Raw genomic sequence first — 15268 nt, forward strand, 5'->3', positions numbered from 1 at the left:
CTCCTTTTAGACAGTTTCCGCGTTCGACGCGCGCCGTTCACGCCTCCTCCGCCCCGTCAGTCTTCGCCCGCCTCGCTACTCTCGCGTCCGTCCCGCCAGTCGGTCACCTCGTCGGCGGCGGCCACCCGCTTCTCGTAGTACGAGAGCGGGTCGGCCGCGACCTGCATGTGGTCGTCCTCGTTGTGGCAGATCCCGTAGTTCGCGAGCGTCTCGCAGGTCGGCGGTGGGTACTGGGTCCCCCGGTCGTCGGTCAGGAACTCGGTCTGGTAGCGGATGCCCTCGGCGTCGAGGCTCGTGTCGGCGCAGAAGGCGACGACCTCGTCGGGCGTCATGCCGATGCCGACGAGGAACGCCATCAGCGCGAACGACTCCGCCGCGGAGAGCGCGGCGTCGCGCTCGGCCTTCTCGATCAGGTTCGTCATGCACGGCGGGAACAGCGCGGGGGCGACGACGTCCGGCGGCTCGGCGTACGTCCGCTCGGAGAGCAGCCGTCGCAGGTCGGCGACGCGCGACTCCAGCGCCTCGGCGATCCCCTCGTCGGCCGCCAGCTCGAAGGGGAGCCCCTCGGCGACCCGCGCCTCGACGGCGGCCTCCAGCGCCGCGAGCAGCTCCGCGCGGGAGACGCGCACCGCGCCGTCGGCGAGCGCGCGGTTGACGAGCCGCCACGAGTCGCCCCACTCCGGCGAGGTGAGCCGGAGGTACGGGCCGACGTCGATCCGGTAGCCGTCGGGGTCGCGGCCCGCGCCGCCTCCGGTCGCGCCGCCCGCCGTTCCGCCTCCCGCGCCGCCGCGGACGCCGGCCGGAGCGGTCGCGTCCGGGCGCACGGCGTCCGCGAGGTCGAACTCCGCGAGCAGGTCGTCGAGCCCGACCGTCGGGGTCGACACCGACCGCAGCTCGTCGTCGGTCTCGAGGTCGCGGCGGACCCGCTCCATGGCGGTCGCCGCCTCCGCGGCGGCGTACTTCTCGATGGCGGGGCCGGAGTCGAGAAGCGAGACGAGGATCCGCGCGATGGGGTACGAGAGCAGCTCCGCCTGCGCGTCGTACGCCGACTCGCCGGGGAACGCGCCGCTCTCCGAGGCGACCGTCCCCTCGAGGAGGGCGCGCTCGACGCGCTCCCGGGCCCGCTCGACGGCCGGGGCGTCGGCCGCGACGAGCTCCGGCAGCGACACCGCGGCCCCCGCGACCGCCTCGCGGGCGCTCGCAAAGAACGGGTACTTGGCGTCGAGCGCGTCCATGTCGCTCCGTGGTAGTGAGGGCCGGCGAATAAGCGGTGCGGTCCGCGGTCGGGGAGGCCGCGGTCGGGGAGGGTACGGTCGGACCGGAGCGGCCGCCAACGGCTACTCGTCCGTCTCCTCGACGGCCGCGCCGGGCGCGTTCGACTTGACGCTTCGGAGCCCCTGTTTCGCCTTCTGTTTGGAGGCGTACCCCTGCCCGCTGTCGGCGACGACGTTGCCGTTGTCGTGGCGGAGCCGCCAGCGGTACTCGTCCGCGCTGTCGCGGAACAGCTCGAACGTCGCGTCGCTGCCGCCCTCGTCGGGCGCCTCCTCGTCGCGGGAGACGTCGACGACGTGCGCGCCCGGCGCGTTCCGCTGGACGCTCTCGATCCCGGAGTTCGCGTCGCGCTTGTCGGCGTACCCCTCGCCGCCGTCGGCGATGATGTTGCCGTTGTTGTGGCGGAGCCGCCAGCGGAACTGGTCGGCGCTGTCGGCGTACAGCTCGAACGTCGCCTTGCTCGCGGCCGCGTCCTCGTCGATCGCGGCCGCCTCGTCGGGCCACTCCATCTCGATCTCGAAGTGGACCGTCCCGTCCTCGCGTTCGAGCTCGACCTCGACGTCGCCGGTCCCGGCCGCGTCGACCGTCACCGTGCCGGCCTCGTCGACCGGCACCGGGTCGCCGCGCCCCAGGGCCCGAGCGATCCGGCGGAGGTACGTGGCCAGCCCCTGTCGGGTCCGCGACCGCTTCGACTCGTGGATGGTCTCTTCGGACATCGAAGAAACGGTCTCGCGCGTGAAACAAAAGCGTATGGCCCGACTCGGCTGGGTACGTCGCGTCTTGACCGGAGTATCCGGCGCCGCGCAGCGACGGGATTGTCGGTCGTCTCGCGGCGGCGAAATTATCCGTCGTCGCACGGCCGCTCCGCGATGATCGTCTCGCCGGCGCGGACGCTGTCGCCCTCGGCGACCAGCAGGTCCTCGCGGGTCACGGCCGCGGGTAGCACCACGTCCGCCCGCGAGCCGAACGAGACGTGGCCGACGCGGTCGCCGCGCTCGACGCGGTCGCCGGCCTCGACCGAGGGGTGGATCCGCCGGGCGAACCAGCCCGCGATGACGAGCAGTTCGTACTCGCCGAAGTCGATCGCGACCTGCTCGTTTCGGTCCGACTCCTTGTCGAACGCCGGGCGGTTCGCGCCGGGGCGGTGCCGGACCTCGCGGACCTCACCGGCAAGCGGCGCGCGGTTCACGTGGACGTCGGTGACGTTCATGAACACGCCGACTCGGAGCCGGGAGCCCTCTTCGCGCACCACGGAGACGGTGCCGTCGGCCGGGGAGACGACCGTTTCGTCCCCTTTCGGCGGGTCGCGCGCCGGGTCGCGGTGGAACCAGAGGACCCCGAGCGCGAGCGCGACGAGCGCGGCGCCGACCGGCGGGACGAACGGCAGCGCGACGGCGCCAGCGAGCGCCGGGACGAGCGCCAGGTCCCACGCGGCGTCGACCACCGGGAACGGGAGGAGCCGCGAGAGCGGCGGCGTCCGGCTCACGGGGCCACCTCCGCGTCCCGCAGTTCGGGCGAGAGCTCGGTCCGCCCCGCGGCCCACGCCGCGAGCAGGTGGACGAGGTGGGTCGTGTCGTCGAGCCCGTCGGACAGGTCGAGATCCGCCTCGCCCGCGAGCGCGTGGAGGCGCGCGAGATCGTCGCCGCCGTACTCGGAGCCGGCGCGGGCGACGCGGAGCGTCTCGCGGAGCAGCTCCTGCCCGTCGTACCCCTCGTCGAGGAGGTCGTCGAGCGTCGAGCGGGCGTCCTTCAGGTCGCCGCTCCGGGCGTCGGCGAGCGCCTCGCGGAGCGCGTCGTCGTCGCCGACCTCGCCGAGCGTCTCGTAGGCGGTCGACATGGTGATCTCGTCGCCCTCGACCGCGGTCGCCTGCGCAGCGAGGATCGCCTCGCGGAGGTCGCCGCCGGCCGCGCTGGCGACGAACTCCAGGCCGTCGCCGTCGTAGTCGACGCCCTCGCGGTCGCAGATCGTCTCGAGGACGTCTATCGTCTCGTCGGTGGTCGGCGAGCGCACGCGGACCGGGAAGCAGCGCGACCGGATCGGGGCGATGAGCTTCGAGGGCTGGCGGGTCGCGATCACGAACTGCGTGGTCCGGTGGTGCTTCTCCATCACGCGGCGCAGCGCCTGTTGGAAGTCCTCGCGGATCGCCTCCGCGTTGTCTAAGAGGATCGTCTTGTAGTCGCCGGACATCGGCGCGTACGACGCCGACTCCTTCAGCACGCGGTTTATCATGTCCCGTTTCGCCATGCTACTCCGCCCCGCGAGGAACCCCTCGAACCGCGGGTCGGTCCGGATCTCCTTTTTCGTCCGGCCGAAGAAGTCGGCGACGTTGATCTCGATCAGGTCGGCGTCCGGGTCGGCGTGCGACGCGTCGGCGAGCGCGCGCGCCGCCGCGGTCTTCCCGACCCCTGGCGGCCCCTGAACGACGAGGTTCATCGGCTCGTCGACGGCCCGGCGCAGGCGGTCGCGGGCCTCGTCCTGCCGGATCTCGTCGAGGGCGGGCGCGTGCGTGTCTATCCAGAGCGGTCCCTGCATTGGCGTTCGATCGGGGCCGCGCGGTCAAGAATCGGTCGGTCGGCGCACCAAGAGGGGGAGTCGGCCCGACGGCGGTGAGAACGGGTCGGATCGAACGCCTCGGATCGCTATTTTGTTACGATCACCCCCATACGAATCATCTAGAAAGGGGTGTCGACGACCACCGAATCGCCGAGATAACTCTCTTACAGGGCCTTAGAGAACATCTACGTCCGGCTAACCTATTCTGGGTTTTTTAATAATTTATTGAGTAAATGAACATCAATCGTTAAGTATAGCCCTTCCGAATCTGTGGATACATGTCACGTGACAACAGCGCAGACTCAGAGAACCGACTCACTCGTCGTCACTACGTCGCGGGCGCGGGCAGCCTCGCGACCGTAGGGATCGCCGGCTGTTCCGGCGGCGACGGCGGCGACGGAAGCGACGGCGGCGGCGGGGGCAGCGGTGACGCGGTCGAAGTGCTTCACGGCTGGACCGGCGGCGACGGCGCCGCGGCGGCCGAAGCGCTCGAAGAGGCGTTCAACGAGGCCCACTCCGACACGGACCTCGAGATGAACCCCATCGGTGGCGGCGGGAACCAGAACCTCGACGCGGTCGTCGCGAACCGGCTCCAGAGCGACGACCCGCCGGGAGCGTTCGCCGGATGGCCCGGTCCGAACCTCCTCCGCTATCAGGGCGTCCTCGGCAGCGTCGACGACGTCTGGGATGAGAACGGCTTCGAAGACGCGATGGTCGAGGAGGCGGTGGAGCTCCACCAGCAGGACGGCAGCTACCGCGCCGTGCCGCTCGGCTCCCACCGGCTGAACTGCCTCTTCTACAACGTCTCCGTCGTCGAGGACGCGGGCGTCGACGTCGACTCGCTCGACAGTCCCTCGGCGCTCATCGACGCCTTGGAGACGGTCTCGACCGAGACCGACGCCATCCCGATGACCCACGCGATGGCGGGCACCTGGACGACGACCCAGCTTTGGGGCGCCGTGCTCCTCGGCGAGAGCGGCTACCAGCCGTACATGGACTTCCTCGAGGGCAACGGCGACGAGGAGGCCGTCCGGTCGGCGTTCGAGACGACCGCGGAGATGCTGGAGAACTACATCAGCGACGACGCGTCCTCGATCGCGTTGACCGAGTCGAACCAGAACATCATCAACGGCGACGCCGCCTTCATCCACCAGGGTAACTGGGCGGCGGGCGCGTTCCGGAACGCCGAGGGCTTCGAGTACGACGAGGACTGGGGCTTCAAGACGTTCCCCGGCACGGAGGGAATGTACACGCTCCACTTCGACTCGTTCATCTACCCGGCGGACAACCCGACGCCCGAGGCCTCGAAGACCTGGGAGGCGTTCGTCGGCAGTCCGGAGGCCCAGATCGCGTTCAACCAGTTCAAGGGGTCGATCCCGACCCGCACCGACGTGAGCATGGAGGAATTCGGTCCGTACCTCCAGGAGACGGCCGAGGACTTCGCGGAAGCGGAGTACCGACCCCCGAACCTCCAGCACGGACTCGGCGTGCCCTCCGAGACGATGACGGAGCTCAACGACGTCATCTCCTCGGAGTTCACCGGTCCGTACAACGTCGACGCGGCAACGACGGGCTTCCTGGACGCGGTATCCAACTGAGCACTCCCAGATGCTCGATTTTTATCGTCGATTGTACCGGGCGATCAGGCCCTCCTCGGGGGACGACGAGGCGGCCCGCACCGACGGCGGCGTCGTGAGCGACGGCTCCGCGGCCGACCCGGTCGAGCCGGACCGCGACGCGACGGCCCGCCTCAAGTCGGCGCTGGACCGGCGCTTCGGGAGCGACTTCATGGAGTCGTCGATATTCTGGCTCCCGCCGTTCCTGCTGATGGGGCTGTTCGTCTACGGTGCGGTCATCTGGAACCTCCTCATCTCGCTGACCGACTACCAGCGCTTCGAGAACGCGCCGGACTACTCGAACCTCGACTTCGAGATGTACACCCGGGCGCTCGCGGACTCCGGGTTCATCGACGCCGCGGTCAACACGCTCATCCTGCTCATCCTGTTCACGGCGGGAACGCTCGCCGTCGGCCTCCTGCTGGCAATCCTGATCGACAGGGGGATCCGGTTCGAGAACTCGTTCCGGACGATCTACCTCCTGCCGATGAGCCTCTCGTTCGTCGTCACGGCCCAGTTCTGGCTGTGGATCTACAACTACAACAACGGGATCGCGAACAGCGTCATCGGGACGTTCGGGCTCGGGCCGGTGAGCTGGCTCGGTAACCAGGACATCGTCCTCTACGCGGTCATCTTCGCGTTGATGTGGCAGTTCTCGGGGTACGCGATGGTCGTGTACCTCGCCGGCCTGCGCGCGATACCGAGAGAGCACTACGAAGCGGCCAAGGTCGACGGCGCGTCGACCCTGAAGATGTACTGGCGCGTGATCATACCGCAGCTGAAGGGCGCGACCATCAGCGCCGCCGTGGTGTTGATGGTGTTCGGCATGAAGGCGTTCGACTTCCTCTACTCGCTGGCGGGCGGGTACCGGCCGCCGAACGGCGCCGACATCCTCGCGACGAAGATGGTGCGCGAGGCGTACGCGAACCTCAACTGGGCGTACGGGTCGGCGATCGCCATCGTGCTGTTCGCGATGGCGCTCGGCGTCATCGGCCCGTACCTCGTGTACGAATACCGGAGGGACAACCTATGAGCGACGGAGAAATTCGAACCGACGGCGGCACGACATCGACGACTGCGCGGCTGCGCCGGAACCTCGATCAGCTGACGGTCGAGGACGTCGGGCTGTACGTCGTGTTAGCCTTCGCGGCGGCGTTCTACCTCGTCCCCATCGAGTCCGGGCTGGTGACCTCGTTCAAGACCGGGATCGCGATCGTCGAAACGGCGCCGTTCGCGCCCCCGGGACCGTCCGGACTCACCCTCGAGAAGTGGCAGACGGCGATCGACGCCCTGCTTCGCGGCATGGGGAACAGCCTGCTGTACGCGGTCCCCGCGACGGTGATCTCGGCGTTCGTCGGGAGCATCACCGCATACGGGCTGACGATCCCGACGTGGAAGAAGTCGTACAAGGCGGTGGTGCTGATGCTCATCATCGCCGGGATCTTCATCCCGTATCAGGCCGTGCTGGTCCCGCTGACCCAGTTCTGGTCGCAGTGGGCCCAGCTCGACCAGGTGCTGTCGTTCGTCTGGGCGCTCGGGATCGACAACGACTACGTCGGTATCATCGAACTGGTGATCACCCACGTCGCCTACGGGATCCCCATCTGTACGCTCCTGTTCCGGACGTACTACAAGACGATGAGCGAGGAGATGATCGAGTCGGCCCGCCTCGACGGGGCGACGCTCCGCCGGGTGTACCGGCGGATCGTCCTCCCGCTTTCGGGACCGATGTTCGCCGTCGTCCTCATCTATCAGTTCACCCAGATCTGGAACGACCTCCTGTTCACGCTCGTGATCGTCTCGACGGAGTCGAGCCCCGCGGCGCCCGTCGTGTTAATCTTAGCGGGCCTCGGGAGCTCGCTGGAGGGACAGGACTTCGCGCTCCGGATGGCCGGGGCGTTCTTTGCGGCGCTGCCGACGCTGGCGGTGTACATCTTCTTCGGCGAGGAGTTCGCCGAGGGGGTGGCGGCGTGACCCGCACGTCGACCCAGTCCGGCGGCGGGGACCGCCCGAGAGACGACGCGGCGCGGCGCACGAACGACCACTCGACACCGACCACAACACACAGATATGGCAACGCTTGAACTCGACTCGATAACGAAGACGTTCCAGGACGGCGACGAGGAGATCGTCGCGGTCGACGATGTGTCGCTGTCGATCGACGACGGCGAGTTCCTCGTCGTCGTCGGTCCGTCCGGCTGCGGCAAGTCCACGACGCTCCGGATGGTTGCCGGCCTCGAGACGATCACCGCCGGCACGCTCAGCATCGACAACCGCGTCGTCAACGACGTGAAATCCCAAGACAGGGACATCGCGATGGTGTTCCAGTCGTACGCGCTCTACCCGCATATGAGCGTCCGACAGAATATGTCGTTCGGCTTAGAAGAGTCGACGGACCTCCCGGACGACGAGATCAACCAGATGGTTTCGGAGACCGGCGAGATGCTCGGTATCTCGAACCTGCTCGACCGGAAGCCGAGTGACCTCTCCGGGGGACAACAGCAGCGCGTCGCCCTCGGCCGCGCCATCGTACGCGACCCCGAAGTGTTCCTGATGGACGAGCCACTCAGCAACCTCGACGCGAAGCTCCGCGCGGAGATGCGCACCGAGCTCCAGCGGCTCCAGAACGACCTGGGCGTGACGACGGTGTACGTCACTCACGACCAGACGGAGGCGATGACGATGGGCGACCGGATCGCCATCCTCGACGGGGGCGAGCTCCAGCAGATCGCGACGCCGCTGGAGTGTTACCACGAGCCGGCCAACCGGTTCGTCGCGAGCTTCCTCGGCGAGCCGTCGATGAACTTCTTCGACGTGACGCTGGAGGGCGACCGCCTCGTCGGCGACGCCTTCGAGTACCCGATCGACGAGGGGGTTCGGGCGGACCTCGGCGACGCGACCGACCTCGTTCTCGGTATCCGCCCCGAAGCCGTCGAACTCGTCGACGAGGACGGCGACCACGAGTTCGAGACGACCGTCGACGTCGTCGAGCCGATGGGCGACGAGAACACGGTGTACCTCCACTTCGACCCCGACGCGGACCCCGAGACCGCGGCGACGCTCGTCGCGACGATCGACGGGTTCAACCGGGTCAGCGAGGGCGACACGGTGACCGCGCGGATCCCGGAGGACGCGATCCACCTCTTCGACCGGAACACGGGCGAGGCGCTCCACAACCGGTCGATGGAGAACGCGGCCGACCAGATCAACCTCTGAGAGCGGTGCGGGTCGTCGCGGGCGTTTTTTAGGTATTCTAAGGCTCACCAGTACTTCGTCCGGTCGACCCCCGCGGCGATCAGCGCCGCGGCGGCGACGTGGGCGTAGGCGCCCCACGCAAGTGCGAGGAGCGCGGCGACGCTCCGCGTCGCCGTCGTCGCGAGCGCCGTCCACGCGACGACGACGAGCACGGTCGCGCCGACCCACGCGAGGAAGTACGAACTCGACGCGGTCCCGCGGATCGCGTCGCGCTTGAGCCCGGCGTGGAGTCCCTTCCGGACGCTCACGGCGGCCGCCGACGGGAAGAGGTACGCGCAGACGACCGTGACGAGGAGCGCGACGGTCGAGAGCGTCGCGAGGCCCACGCCGGTCAGCGCGCTCGGGACCGTCCCGACAGCGACGACGTAGCTGACGGCGGCGACCGTGACGGCCGCCGGAGCGAGGTAGACGGCGGCGACGCCGAGCAGCCGCCCGGCGAGCCGCGCCGTGGCCCGCGTCGCGACGGACGGGAACCCCTCGCCCGCGAGCACGCCGCCGACGAGGCCAAGGAACGCGAGGAGCGGACCGACGGCGAGCAGGAGCGGTGCCAGAAGCGCCGCGTCGGGCCAGAGCCCCGCCGCCGCCCGGACCAGCGCACCGCCGAGCAGCAGCGCCGCGAGACACGTCGCGGTGCCGTCCAGCCGGGCCCGGTCTGCGAACGGGTACCGGAGGGCCTCGAGGAACATCAGGCGCCTCCCGACCGCTTTGCGGCGGCGCGTCCCGATCGCTCGACCGCGACGCCGTCCACCCGACCCTCGGTCGATGTCGACACGTTCGACCGGGTCACCGTCGGCTCGCAAAACGGTGTCGGTCGCGTCCACGGCGAGAGGCTGCCGTCGGTCACTCTCGGATCCGTTCGACCTCGCGGCGAAGCCCCTCGCGGACGCGGTCGGCGACGTCGTCGCCCGGGTCGTCGACCGTCTCGGCGTCCTCGGTCTCCAGCAGGCGGTCCAGCTTGCGCTCGAACTCCCGCTCATCGATGTCGCCGCGCGCGTAGCGCTCGCGGAGGGCGTCGAGCGCGGGGTCGCCGGTCGCGTTCTCGTCGCCCTCGGAGTCGTCGTCTGGAAGCGGCTTCGTCAGGGTGTGGAGGACGGGGAGGACGACGAAGAGGCCGAAGAACAACACGAGCGGGAGGGTCCACCAGAGGCCGGTGATGAGCGGGGCGGCGACGCCGGCACCGACGACGCAGAGCGCGAACACCCGCCGCCAGCGGTGGCGGAGGTTCCACGCGACCCGGCGGGCGAGTCCGGTCATGGTCGGGGCGACGCCTGCGAGGCCCAAAGCGGTTTCGTCGGCGGTCCCCGGCGGGTCGCGACGGGACGCGGCGGTCGTCACGCGCGCTCGCGGTCCTCGATCACTAGTCGGTCGCCGGGCTCGACGCCGTGGCGGTCGCTCCAGCCCCGCGGCACTTCGAGGACGTATCGCCCGGTCCCCTCGTAGCGGGTGAGCGGCTGCGACTCCGGCGCCGCCTCGTGGACGGTGGTGACCGTCCCGTTCGCGTCGACGAAGACGATGTCGAGCGCGAACGCCATGTCGCGCATCACGTAGGCACGCTCCGCGGACTCCCCGTGGACGAACAGCATCCCCTCGCCGTCGTCGAGGGCATCGGTCGCCGAGAGCCCGACGTACCGCTTCACGAAGCCGTCGGCGACCCGGGCCTCGACGGTCGCCAGCGACTCGCCGGTCTCGCCGTCGACGGCCTCGACCGTGGCGGTGTCGTAGCCGGTGATCAGGAGGGCCGGATTCGCAGCGGCGACGCCGATTCCGGCGAGGGCGATCAGTGCGAGCGCGGCCGCGACCCCGACGAGGCGACGGTTCACGGTCGGGGTTCGCGTCGCGGAAGGAAATCGTTTTCCGCTCTCAGGGGGTTGTTTCGGTGAGGGCTCGTGGTCTAGCTGGTTATGACGCGGCCTTTACAAGGCTGAGATCGGCGGTTCGAACCCGCCCGAGCCCACTGTCGGCGCCGCGAACAACTCGTGAGCGGCGCCGCTGTGACTGTTCGAGGGCGCGGTTCGAACTACGCGAGACGAGCGAAGCGAGTCTCGCCATCGAGTTCGAACCCGCCCGAGCCCGTTTCTGAGGCGAACGAGGCGACCGACCTCAGAGATCGTCCGCGTCGAACTTCAGCAAGCCGGCGAGCGGCGGCGCGAGCGTCCAGAAGACCAACATTGCGGCCGCAGACAGCTGCTGGTTCACGGCCTCGCCGCTGAACAGCCGTTCGCCGAGGAACGCGTTCGACAGGGCCTCGACGGCGGTCGTGGGGTTCGACACTTGGAGGAACACGTCGAGCTGGCCCGCGGACACGGGCAGCGCGTCGACCACCGGCCCGGCGGCGTTCAACAGCTGCCCGGTGAGCGCGCCCCACAGCAGGACGAAGAGGACGTAGATCCCGACGCCGCCGATGAGCGCCCGACGCTGGGTCGACGACGCCGCCGAGCAGCCCACGGAGATGGCGACGAACACGACGCCGAGCGCGGCCGCGAACACGGTGTAGCCGAGGAACGCGCCGGCGTTGAACACCACCGGCGCAGCGATAAGCACCAGCGCGGGCGGCAGGAAGCCGGCGAACACCGCGAGCGCGAGCGCCGCACCGCGGCCGGCAACCTTGCCCAAGACCACGTCGGCCCGCGAGTGTGGCAGCGACAGGAGCAGCTTCAGCGAGCCGGACTCGCGCTCGCCACTGACCGCGTTGTAGCCGACGACGACCCCGACGAGCGGGATGAGCGTCGTGACGAGGAAGCGACCGATAAAGGCGCTCAACAGCAGCTCCGTGGCGAACTGCTCGCTCTCGCCGGTGGGGCGCACGGCGTACGCGAACGCCGCGACGAGCAGCGAGAACAGCACCACCAGGGCGATCATGCCGCGCGACTGGACCGTCTCCCGGAAGTCCTTCCGGGCGATGGCGGCGAGGCTCATCGGTCCACCTCCTCCGCCGCCGACTCGTCGTCGGCCGGTGGTTCGGCGTCGGTCGTCTCGGCATCCGTCGCGTTGGCGTCGGTTGGCGGTTCGCCGTCGATCGTATCGGCATCGGTCGCGTCGCCATCAGTCGCGTCGGCGTCCGTCGCGCGTTCGCTCGAACTCGCCGCGTCGCCCTCGGTGTACGCCAAGAAGAGGTCCTCAAGCGACGCCTCGCGGGTGTGGAAGTCGGCGACGGCGACGCCGGCGTCCTCCAGTGTAGCGATCACGTCGGTCTTCGCGTCGCTGGCGCAGTTCACCGCCAGCTCGTCGCCGTCGCGAGTGACGCCCGAGACGCCGGGGAGCGCGCGGACCGCCGCGACCGCGTCGTCGTCGGCACCCGCGGCCGCGACCTCCAACGTCTCTTCGCCGCCGACGGCCTCGCGGAGCCCCTCGACCGAGTCCTCAGCGACCAGTTCGCCGTCGCGGAGGATGCCGACGCGGTCGCAGACGGCGTCGACCTGTTCGAGGATGTGCGACGAGAAGAAGACGGTAGCGCCGCGCTCGGCCTCGGCCCGGACGATCTCGCGCATCTCCTTGGCGCCGGCCGGGTCGAGCCCGGAGGACGGCTCGTCGAGGATCAGCAGGTCGGGGTCCCCGACGAGCGCCATCGCCAGAGCGAGCCGCTGACGCATGCCCTTCGAGTACTCGCCGGCGGAGCGGTCCGCCGCGTCGGCGAGGCCGACGCGGTCGAGGAGCGCGTCCGGGTCGTCGGCCGCGTCCTTCGACTCCACGGCGAACTCGACGTGTCGCCGGCCGGAGAGCCGGTCGTACACCGAGAAGCCGTCGGGGAGCACGCCGGTCCGGCGCCGGATCTCGACCCCTTCCGTCGCGACATCGGCGCCGAGGACGCGGACCGTCCCGGCGGTCGGCCGGACGAGGTCTAAGAGCATGTCGATCGTCGTGGATTTGCCGGCGCCGTTCGGTCCGAGGAACCCGTACACCTCGCCGTCTTCGACGGTGAGGTCGAGGTCGCGAACGGCCGTGACCTCCGCGAACTCCTTGGTCACGCCCCGCAGCTCGATGGCGGTCATACCGTTCGGTTCCGGCGCGGCCTGATAAATGGTTGCGGGTCGGAGCGAGCGTCGCCCGCGCGGACCGCGACGCTACGCGTCGGCCGGCGGCCAGTCGACGCCGCGCTCCGCGAGCAGGTCGGCGAACGCGTCCTCGTCGACGACCGGCACGTCCTCGGCGGCCGCGTCGTCGCGCTTCGACCGCCCCGGGCTCTCGCCGGCGACGAGGTAGTCGGTGTTTCCGGAGACGCTCGACGTGGCGTTCGCGCCGTGCGCCTCGACGTGCGCCTGCGCGTCGCTCCGGGGGACCGACAGCGATCCAGTGAACACGAAGGTGAGCCCGTCGAGCGCGTCGGCCCGGCCGTCGCCCGCGTCCGTCTCGAACGGCTCGGGGTCGACGCCGCGCTCGCGGAGCCCCTCGATCGCGGCGCGGTTCTCCTCGCGGTCGAGGAACGTGCGGATCGACTCGGCCACCTCGGGCCCCACGTCGTCGACCTCGCGGAGGGCCGCCTCGTCCGCGTCGAGGAGCGCGTCGAGCGTCCCGAAGCCCGCAGCGAGCGCGCGGGCGGTCGTCGCGCCCACGTCGGGGATCCCGAGCCCGGCGAGGAAGTCGTCGAGCGGCGGGTTCCGGGTCGCGTCGAGCTCGCGGATCAGGTTCCCGGCGCTCGTCTCACCCCACCCCTCCAAGTCGGCAAGCTCCTCGGCGGTGAGGTCGTAGAGGTCCGGCAGCGACTCGACGAGGCCGGCCTCACGGAGCTGTTCGACCCGCTCCGGGCCGAGCCCCTCCACGTCGAGCGCGTCGCGGCGCGCCCAGTGTTCGACCGCCCGTTCGAGTTGCGCCGGGCAGCCGAGCCCGCCGGTACAGAAGGCGAGCGGCCCGTCGCGCTCGATCTCGGCCCCGCAGACGGGGCACTCGTCGGGGAACGCGTACGTCCCCTCGCTGCGCTTCTCGACGACCTCGGGGACGTACGGGATCACGTCGCCCGCGCGGTAGATTCGGACGCGGTCGCCGACGTTCACGCCGAGCGCCTCGATCTCGGCTGGGTTGTGGAGCGTCGCGCGCGAGACGGTGACGCCGCCGACGTCGACGGGGTCGAGCTCGGCGACGGGCGTGAGCCGCCCGGTCCGGCCCACCTGGACCGTGACGCCCTCCACGGTCGTCGTCGCGGTGCGCGGCGGGAACTTGTGTGCGAACGCCCAGCGCGGCGCGCGCGACGTGCTCCCGAGCGCCTCCCGCTGCGCGAGTGCGTCCACTTTGATCACGACGCCGTCGACCGCGTAGTTCAGGTCGTCGCGGGCGGCCAGTATCTCGTCGCGATAGTCGATCGCGGCCTCGATATCGTCGACGAGTTCCACCCGGTCGTTCCGGCGGAGGCCGAGCGACGCGAACGCGTCGAGCGCGTCGCGGTGGCGCGCGGGGCGTTCGGGGCCGTCATCGCCCGCCTCCCACGCGAGCACGTCGAAGAAGAAGACGTCGAGGGGGCGCTCGGCGACGACTGCGGGATCCAGCTGGCGGAGCGTGCCGGCCGCGGCGTTGCGCGGGTTCGCGAGCGGCTCCTCGCCGCGCTCGATCAGGTCCTCGTTGTACGCCGCGAAGGCGTCGCGGGGCATGTAGACTTCGCCGCGCACCGCGAGCCGGTCGGGGTGGTCGTCGCCGCGCAGGCGACCGGGGACAGAGCGGATCGTGCGGACCTGCTCGGTGACGTCGTCGCCCTCGCGGCCGTCGCCGCGGGTGGCCGCCCGGACGTACTCGCCGTCCTCGTAGATCACTTCGATCGAGAGGCCGTCGAACTTCGGCTCGCAGACGTACGCGAGGTCGTCCGGGTCGAATCCGGCGAGGTCGCCGTCGTCGGCCGCGTCGGTCAGTCCCCGACGGACGCGCTCGTCGAACTCGCGGACCGCCGCGGCGTCGGTGTCGTTGTCGATCGACAGCATCGGCGAGACGTGTTCGACCGTCTCCAGCGCGTCGAGGGGCTCGCCGCCGACGCGCCGCGTGGGGGAGTCGTCGGTCGGGAGGTCGAACGCCGCCTCCAGCTCCGTCAACCGGGCGAACAGCGCATCGTACGCCTCGTCCGAGACGAGGGGGTCGGCCTCGACGTAGTACCGGTGGTCGTGTTCGCGGACCGCCGCTCGGAGCAGGGCGGCCTGCTCGGCGGCCTCGTCCGCGGAGAGGTCGTCGACCGGATCGAAGTCGGTCGGGGGGTCCTCGACGTAGGGGTTCTCGTCCGGGTCCGCGTGCCGGGCCGACGACCCGGATTGCGCGCTCGTCATCGACCAACCCTTACGTCGGCTCGGGTTAAAAACGAGCGTTCGACTCGCTCCGCGGCCGGGTGCGTCGATCGAGGGCGGCGAGACAGTTTATGAACGAACGCGCGGCGCGGTGGCGCGCCTGCGAGCGGCCGCCACCGGCGGCCGCGAGCCAGCCCGCGAGGGACGCGGTGAGCGACGGGCGACCGGAGGGAGCCCGAGTGAACCGCGAGGCTGGGGAGGTGTGAGGTGCGGTTGCGGTGCTGTGCGGGGTGGGACTCAAAGGGGCAGCCGCGAGGGCGAAGGCGCGCGACGCAAGCACCGCAAGAGCGAGTGAAACGAGCGACGAGGAGCGTG

General features: G+C 70.3%; 14 protein-coding genes and 1 tRNA gene. 5 read left to right on the forward strand and 10 right to left on the reverse strand.

Going from position 1 to position 15268, the window contains the following annotated elements; all coding sequences use genetic code 11:
• Positions 1-56: 56 nt before the first annotated feature.
• The 4 genes from F3H13_RS09605 to F3H13_RS09620 all read right to left on the reverse strand — a co-directional run bounded on the left by F3H13_RS09605 (position 57) and on the right by F3H13_RS09620 (position 3804).
• Positions 57-1235 (reverse strand): DNA primase, encoded by a 1179-nt coding sequence (locus F3H13_RS09605; protein WP_149798818.1) that lies wholly within the window; start codon positions 1233-1235, stop codon positions 57-59.
• A 102-nt stretch (positions 1236-1337) separates the two neighbouring features.
• On the reverse strand, positions 1338-1988 hold the full coding sequence (locus tag F3H13_RS09610; protein ID WP_149798819.1) for an HVO_2922 family protein: 651 nt from the start codon (positions 1986-1988) through the stop codon (positions 1338-1340).
• A 125-nt stretch (positions 1989-2113) separates the two neighbouring features.
• Positions 2114-2758: a protein sorting system archaetidylserine decarboxylase gene (locus F3H13_RS09615; RefSeq protein WP_149798820.1), complete on the reverse strand. Its 645-nt coding sequence runs from the start codon at positions 2756-2758 to the stop codon at positions 2114-2116.
• Entirely contained in the window at positions 2755-3804 is a 1050-nt protein-coding gene (locus F3H13_RS09620) for an AAA family ATPase (RefSeq protein ID WP_149798821.1), read from the reverse strand. Before F3H13_RS09620 ends, F3H13_RS09615 begins: the two co-directional genes overlap by 4 nt.
• Before the next feature lie 461 nt (positions 3805-4265).
• Here F3H13_RS09620 and F3H13_RS09625 point away from each other — a divergent pair, with 461 nt between their 5' ends.
• The 4 genes from F3H13_RS09625 to F3H13_RS09640 all read left to right on the forward strand — a co-directional run bounded on the left by F3H13_RS09625 (position 4266) and on the right by F3H13_RS09640 (position 8657).
• Positions 4266-5423 carry an ABC transporter substrate-binding protein gene (locus tag F3H13_RS09625; RefSeq protein ID WP_188128048.1) on the forward strand — a complete coding sequence of 386 codons (1158 nt, stop codon included), beginning with the start codon at positions 4266-4268 and terminating at the stop codon, positions 5421-5423.
• 10 nt (positions 5424-5433) lie between these two features.
• Entirely contained in the window at positions 5434-6474 is a 1041-nt protein-coding gene (locus F3H13_RS09630) for a carbohydrate ABC transporter permease (RefSeq protein ID WP_149798823.1), read from the forward strand.
• A complete protein-coding gene (locus F3H13_RS09635) occupies positions 6471-7415 on the forward strand; it encodes a carbohydrate ABC transporter permease (protein ID WP_149798824.1) in 945 nt (314 codons plus the stop codon). The genes F3H13_RS09630 and F3H13_RS09635 overlap by 4 nt, the downstream gene beginning before the upstream one ends.
• Before the next feature lie 96 nt (positions 7416-7511).
• Positions 7512-8657 (forward strand): ABC transporter ATP-binding protein, encoded by a 1146-nt coding sequence (locus tag F3H13_RS09640; protein WP_149798825.1) that lies wholly within the window; start codon positions 7512-7514, stop codon positions 8655-8657.
• Positions 8658-8701: 44 nt separating this feature from the next.
• On the opposite strand, the gene F3H13_RS09645 is transcribed toward F3H13_RS09640, so the two are convergent.
• The 3 genes from F3H13_RS09645 to F3H13_RS09655 form a co-directional block, all read right to left on the reverse strand.
• Complete coding sequence (locus tag F3H13_RS09645; RefSeq protein ID WP_149798826.1) at positions 8702-9382, reverse strand: hypothetical protein; 681 nt, start codon at positions 9380-9382, stop codon at positions 8702-8704.
• Between the two features lie 154 nt (positions 9383-9536).
• Complete coding sequence (locus tag F3H13_RS09650) at positions 9537-9950, reverse strand: SHOCT domain-containing protein (RefSeq protein ID WP_149798827.1); 414 nt, start codon at positions 9948-9950, stop codon at positions 9537-9539.
• A 77-nt stretch (positions 9951-10027) separates the two neighbouring features.
• On the reverse strand, positions 10028-10516 hold the full coding sequence (locus F3H13_RS09655; protein WP_149798828.1) for a DUF192 domain-containing protein: 489 nt from the start codon (positions 10514-10516) through the stop codon (positions 10028-10030).
• Positions 10517-10576: 60 nt separating this feature from the next.
• On the opposite strand from F3H13_RS09655, the gene F3H13_RS09660 reads away from it, so the two are divergent.
• Positions 10577-10650 (forward strand) — tRNA-Val (locus tag F3H13_RS09660).
• Positions 10651-10796: 146 nt separating this feature from the next.
• Here F3H13_RS09660 and F3H13_RS09665 read toward each other — a convergent pair.
• The 3 genes from F3H13_RS09665 to ligA form a co-directional block, all read right to left on the reverse strand.
• Positions 10797-11612 (reverse strand): ABC transporter permease, encoded by an 816-nt coding sequence (locus F3H13_RS09665; RefSeq protein WP_149798829.1) that lies wholly within the window; start codon positions 11610-11612, stop codon positions 10797-10799.
• Positions 11609-12685, reverse strand: a complete 1077-nt coding sequence (locus tag F3H13_RS09670; RefSeq protein WP_149798830.1) for an ABC transporter ATP-binding protein — start codon at positions 12683-12685, stop codon at positions 11609-11611. Before F3H13_RS09670 ends, F3H13_RS09665 begins: the two co-directional genes overlap by 4 nt.
• A 72-nt stretch (positions 12686-12757) precedes the next feature.
• Positions 12758-14935 (reverse strand): NAD-dependent DNA ligase LigA, encoded by a 2178-nt coding sequence (gene ligA / locus F3H13_RS09675; protein ID WP_149798831.1) that lies wholly within the window; start codon positions 14933-14935, stop codon positions 12758-12760.
• Positions 14936-15268: the final 333 nt, after the last annotated feature.

Origin of the sequence: Halorubrum xinjiangense (assembly GCF_900102375.1) — an archaeon.
Taxonomy (GTDB): Archaea; Halobacteriota; Halobacteria; order Halobacteriales; family Haloferacaceae; genus Halorubrum; species Halorubrum xinjiangense.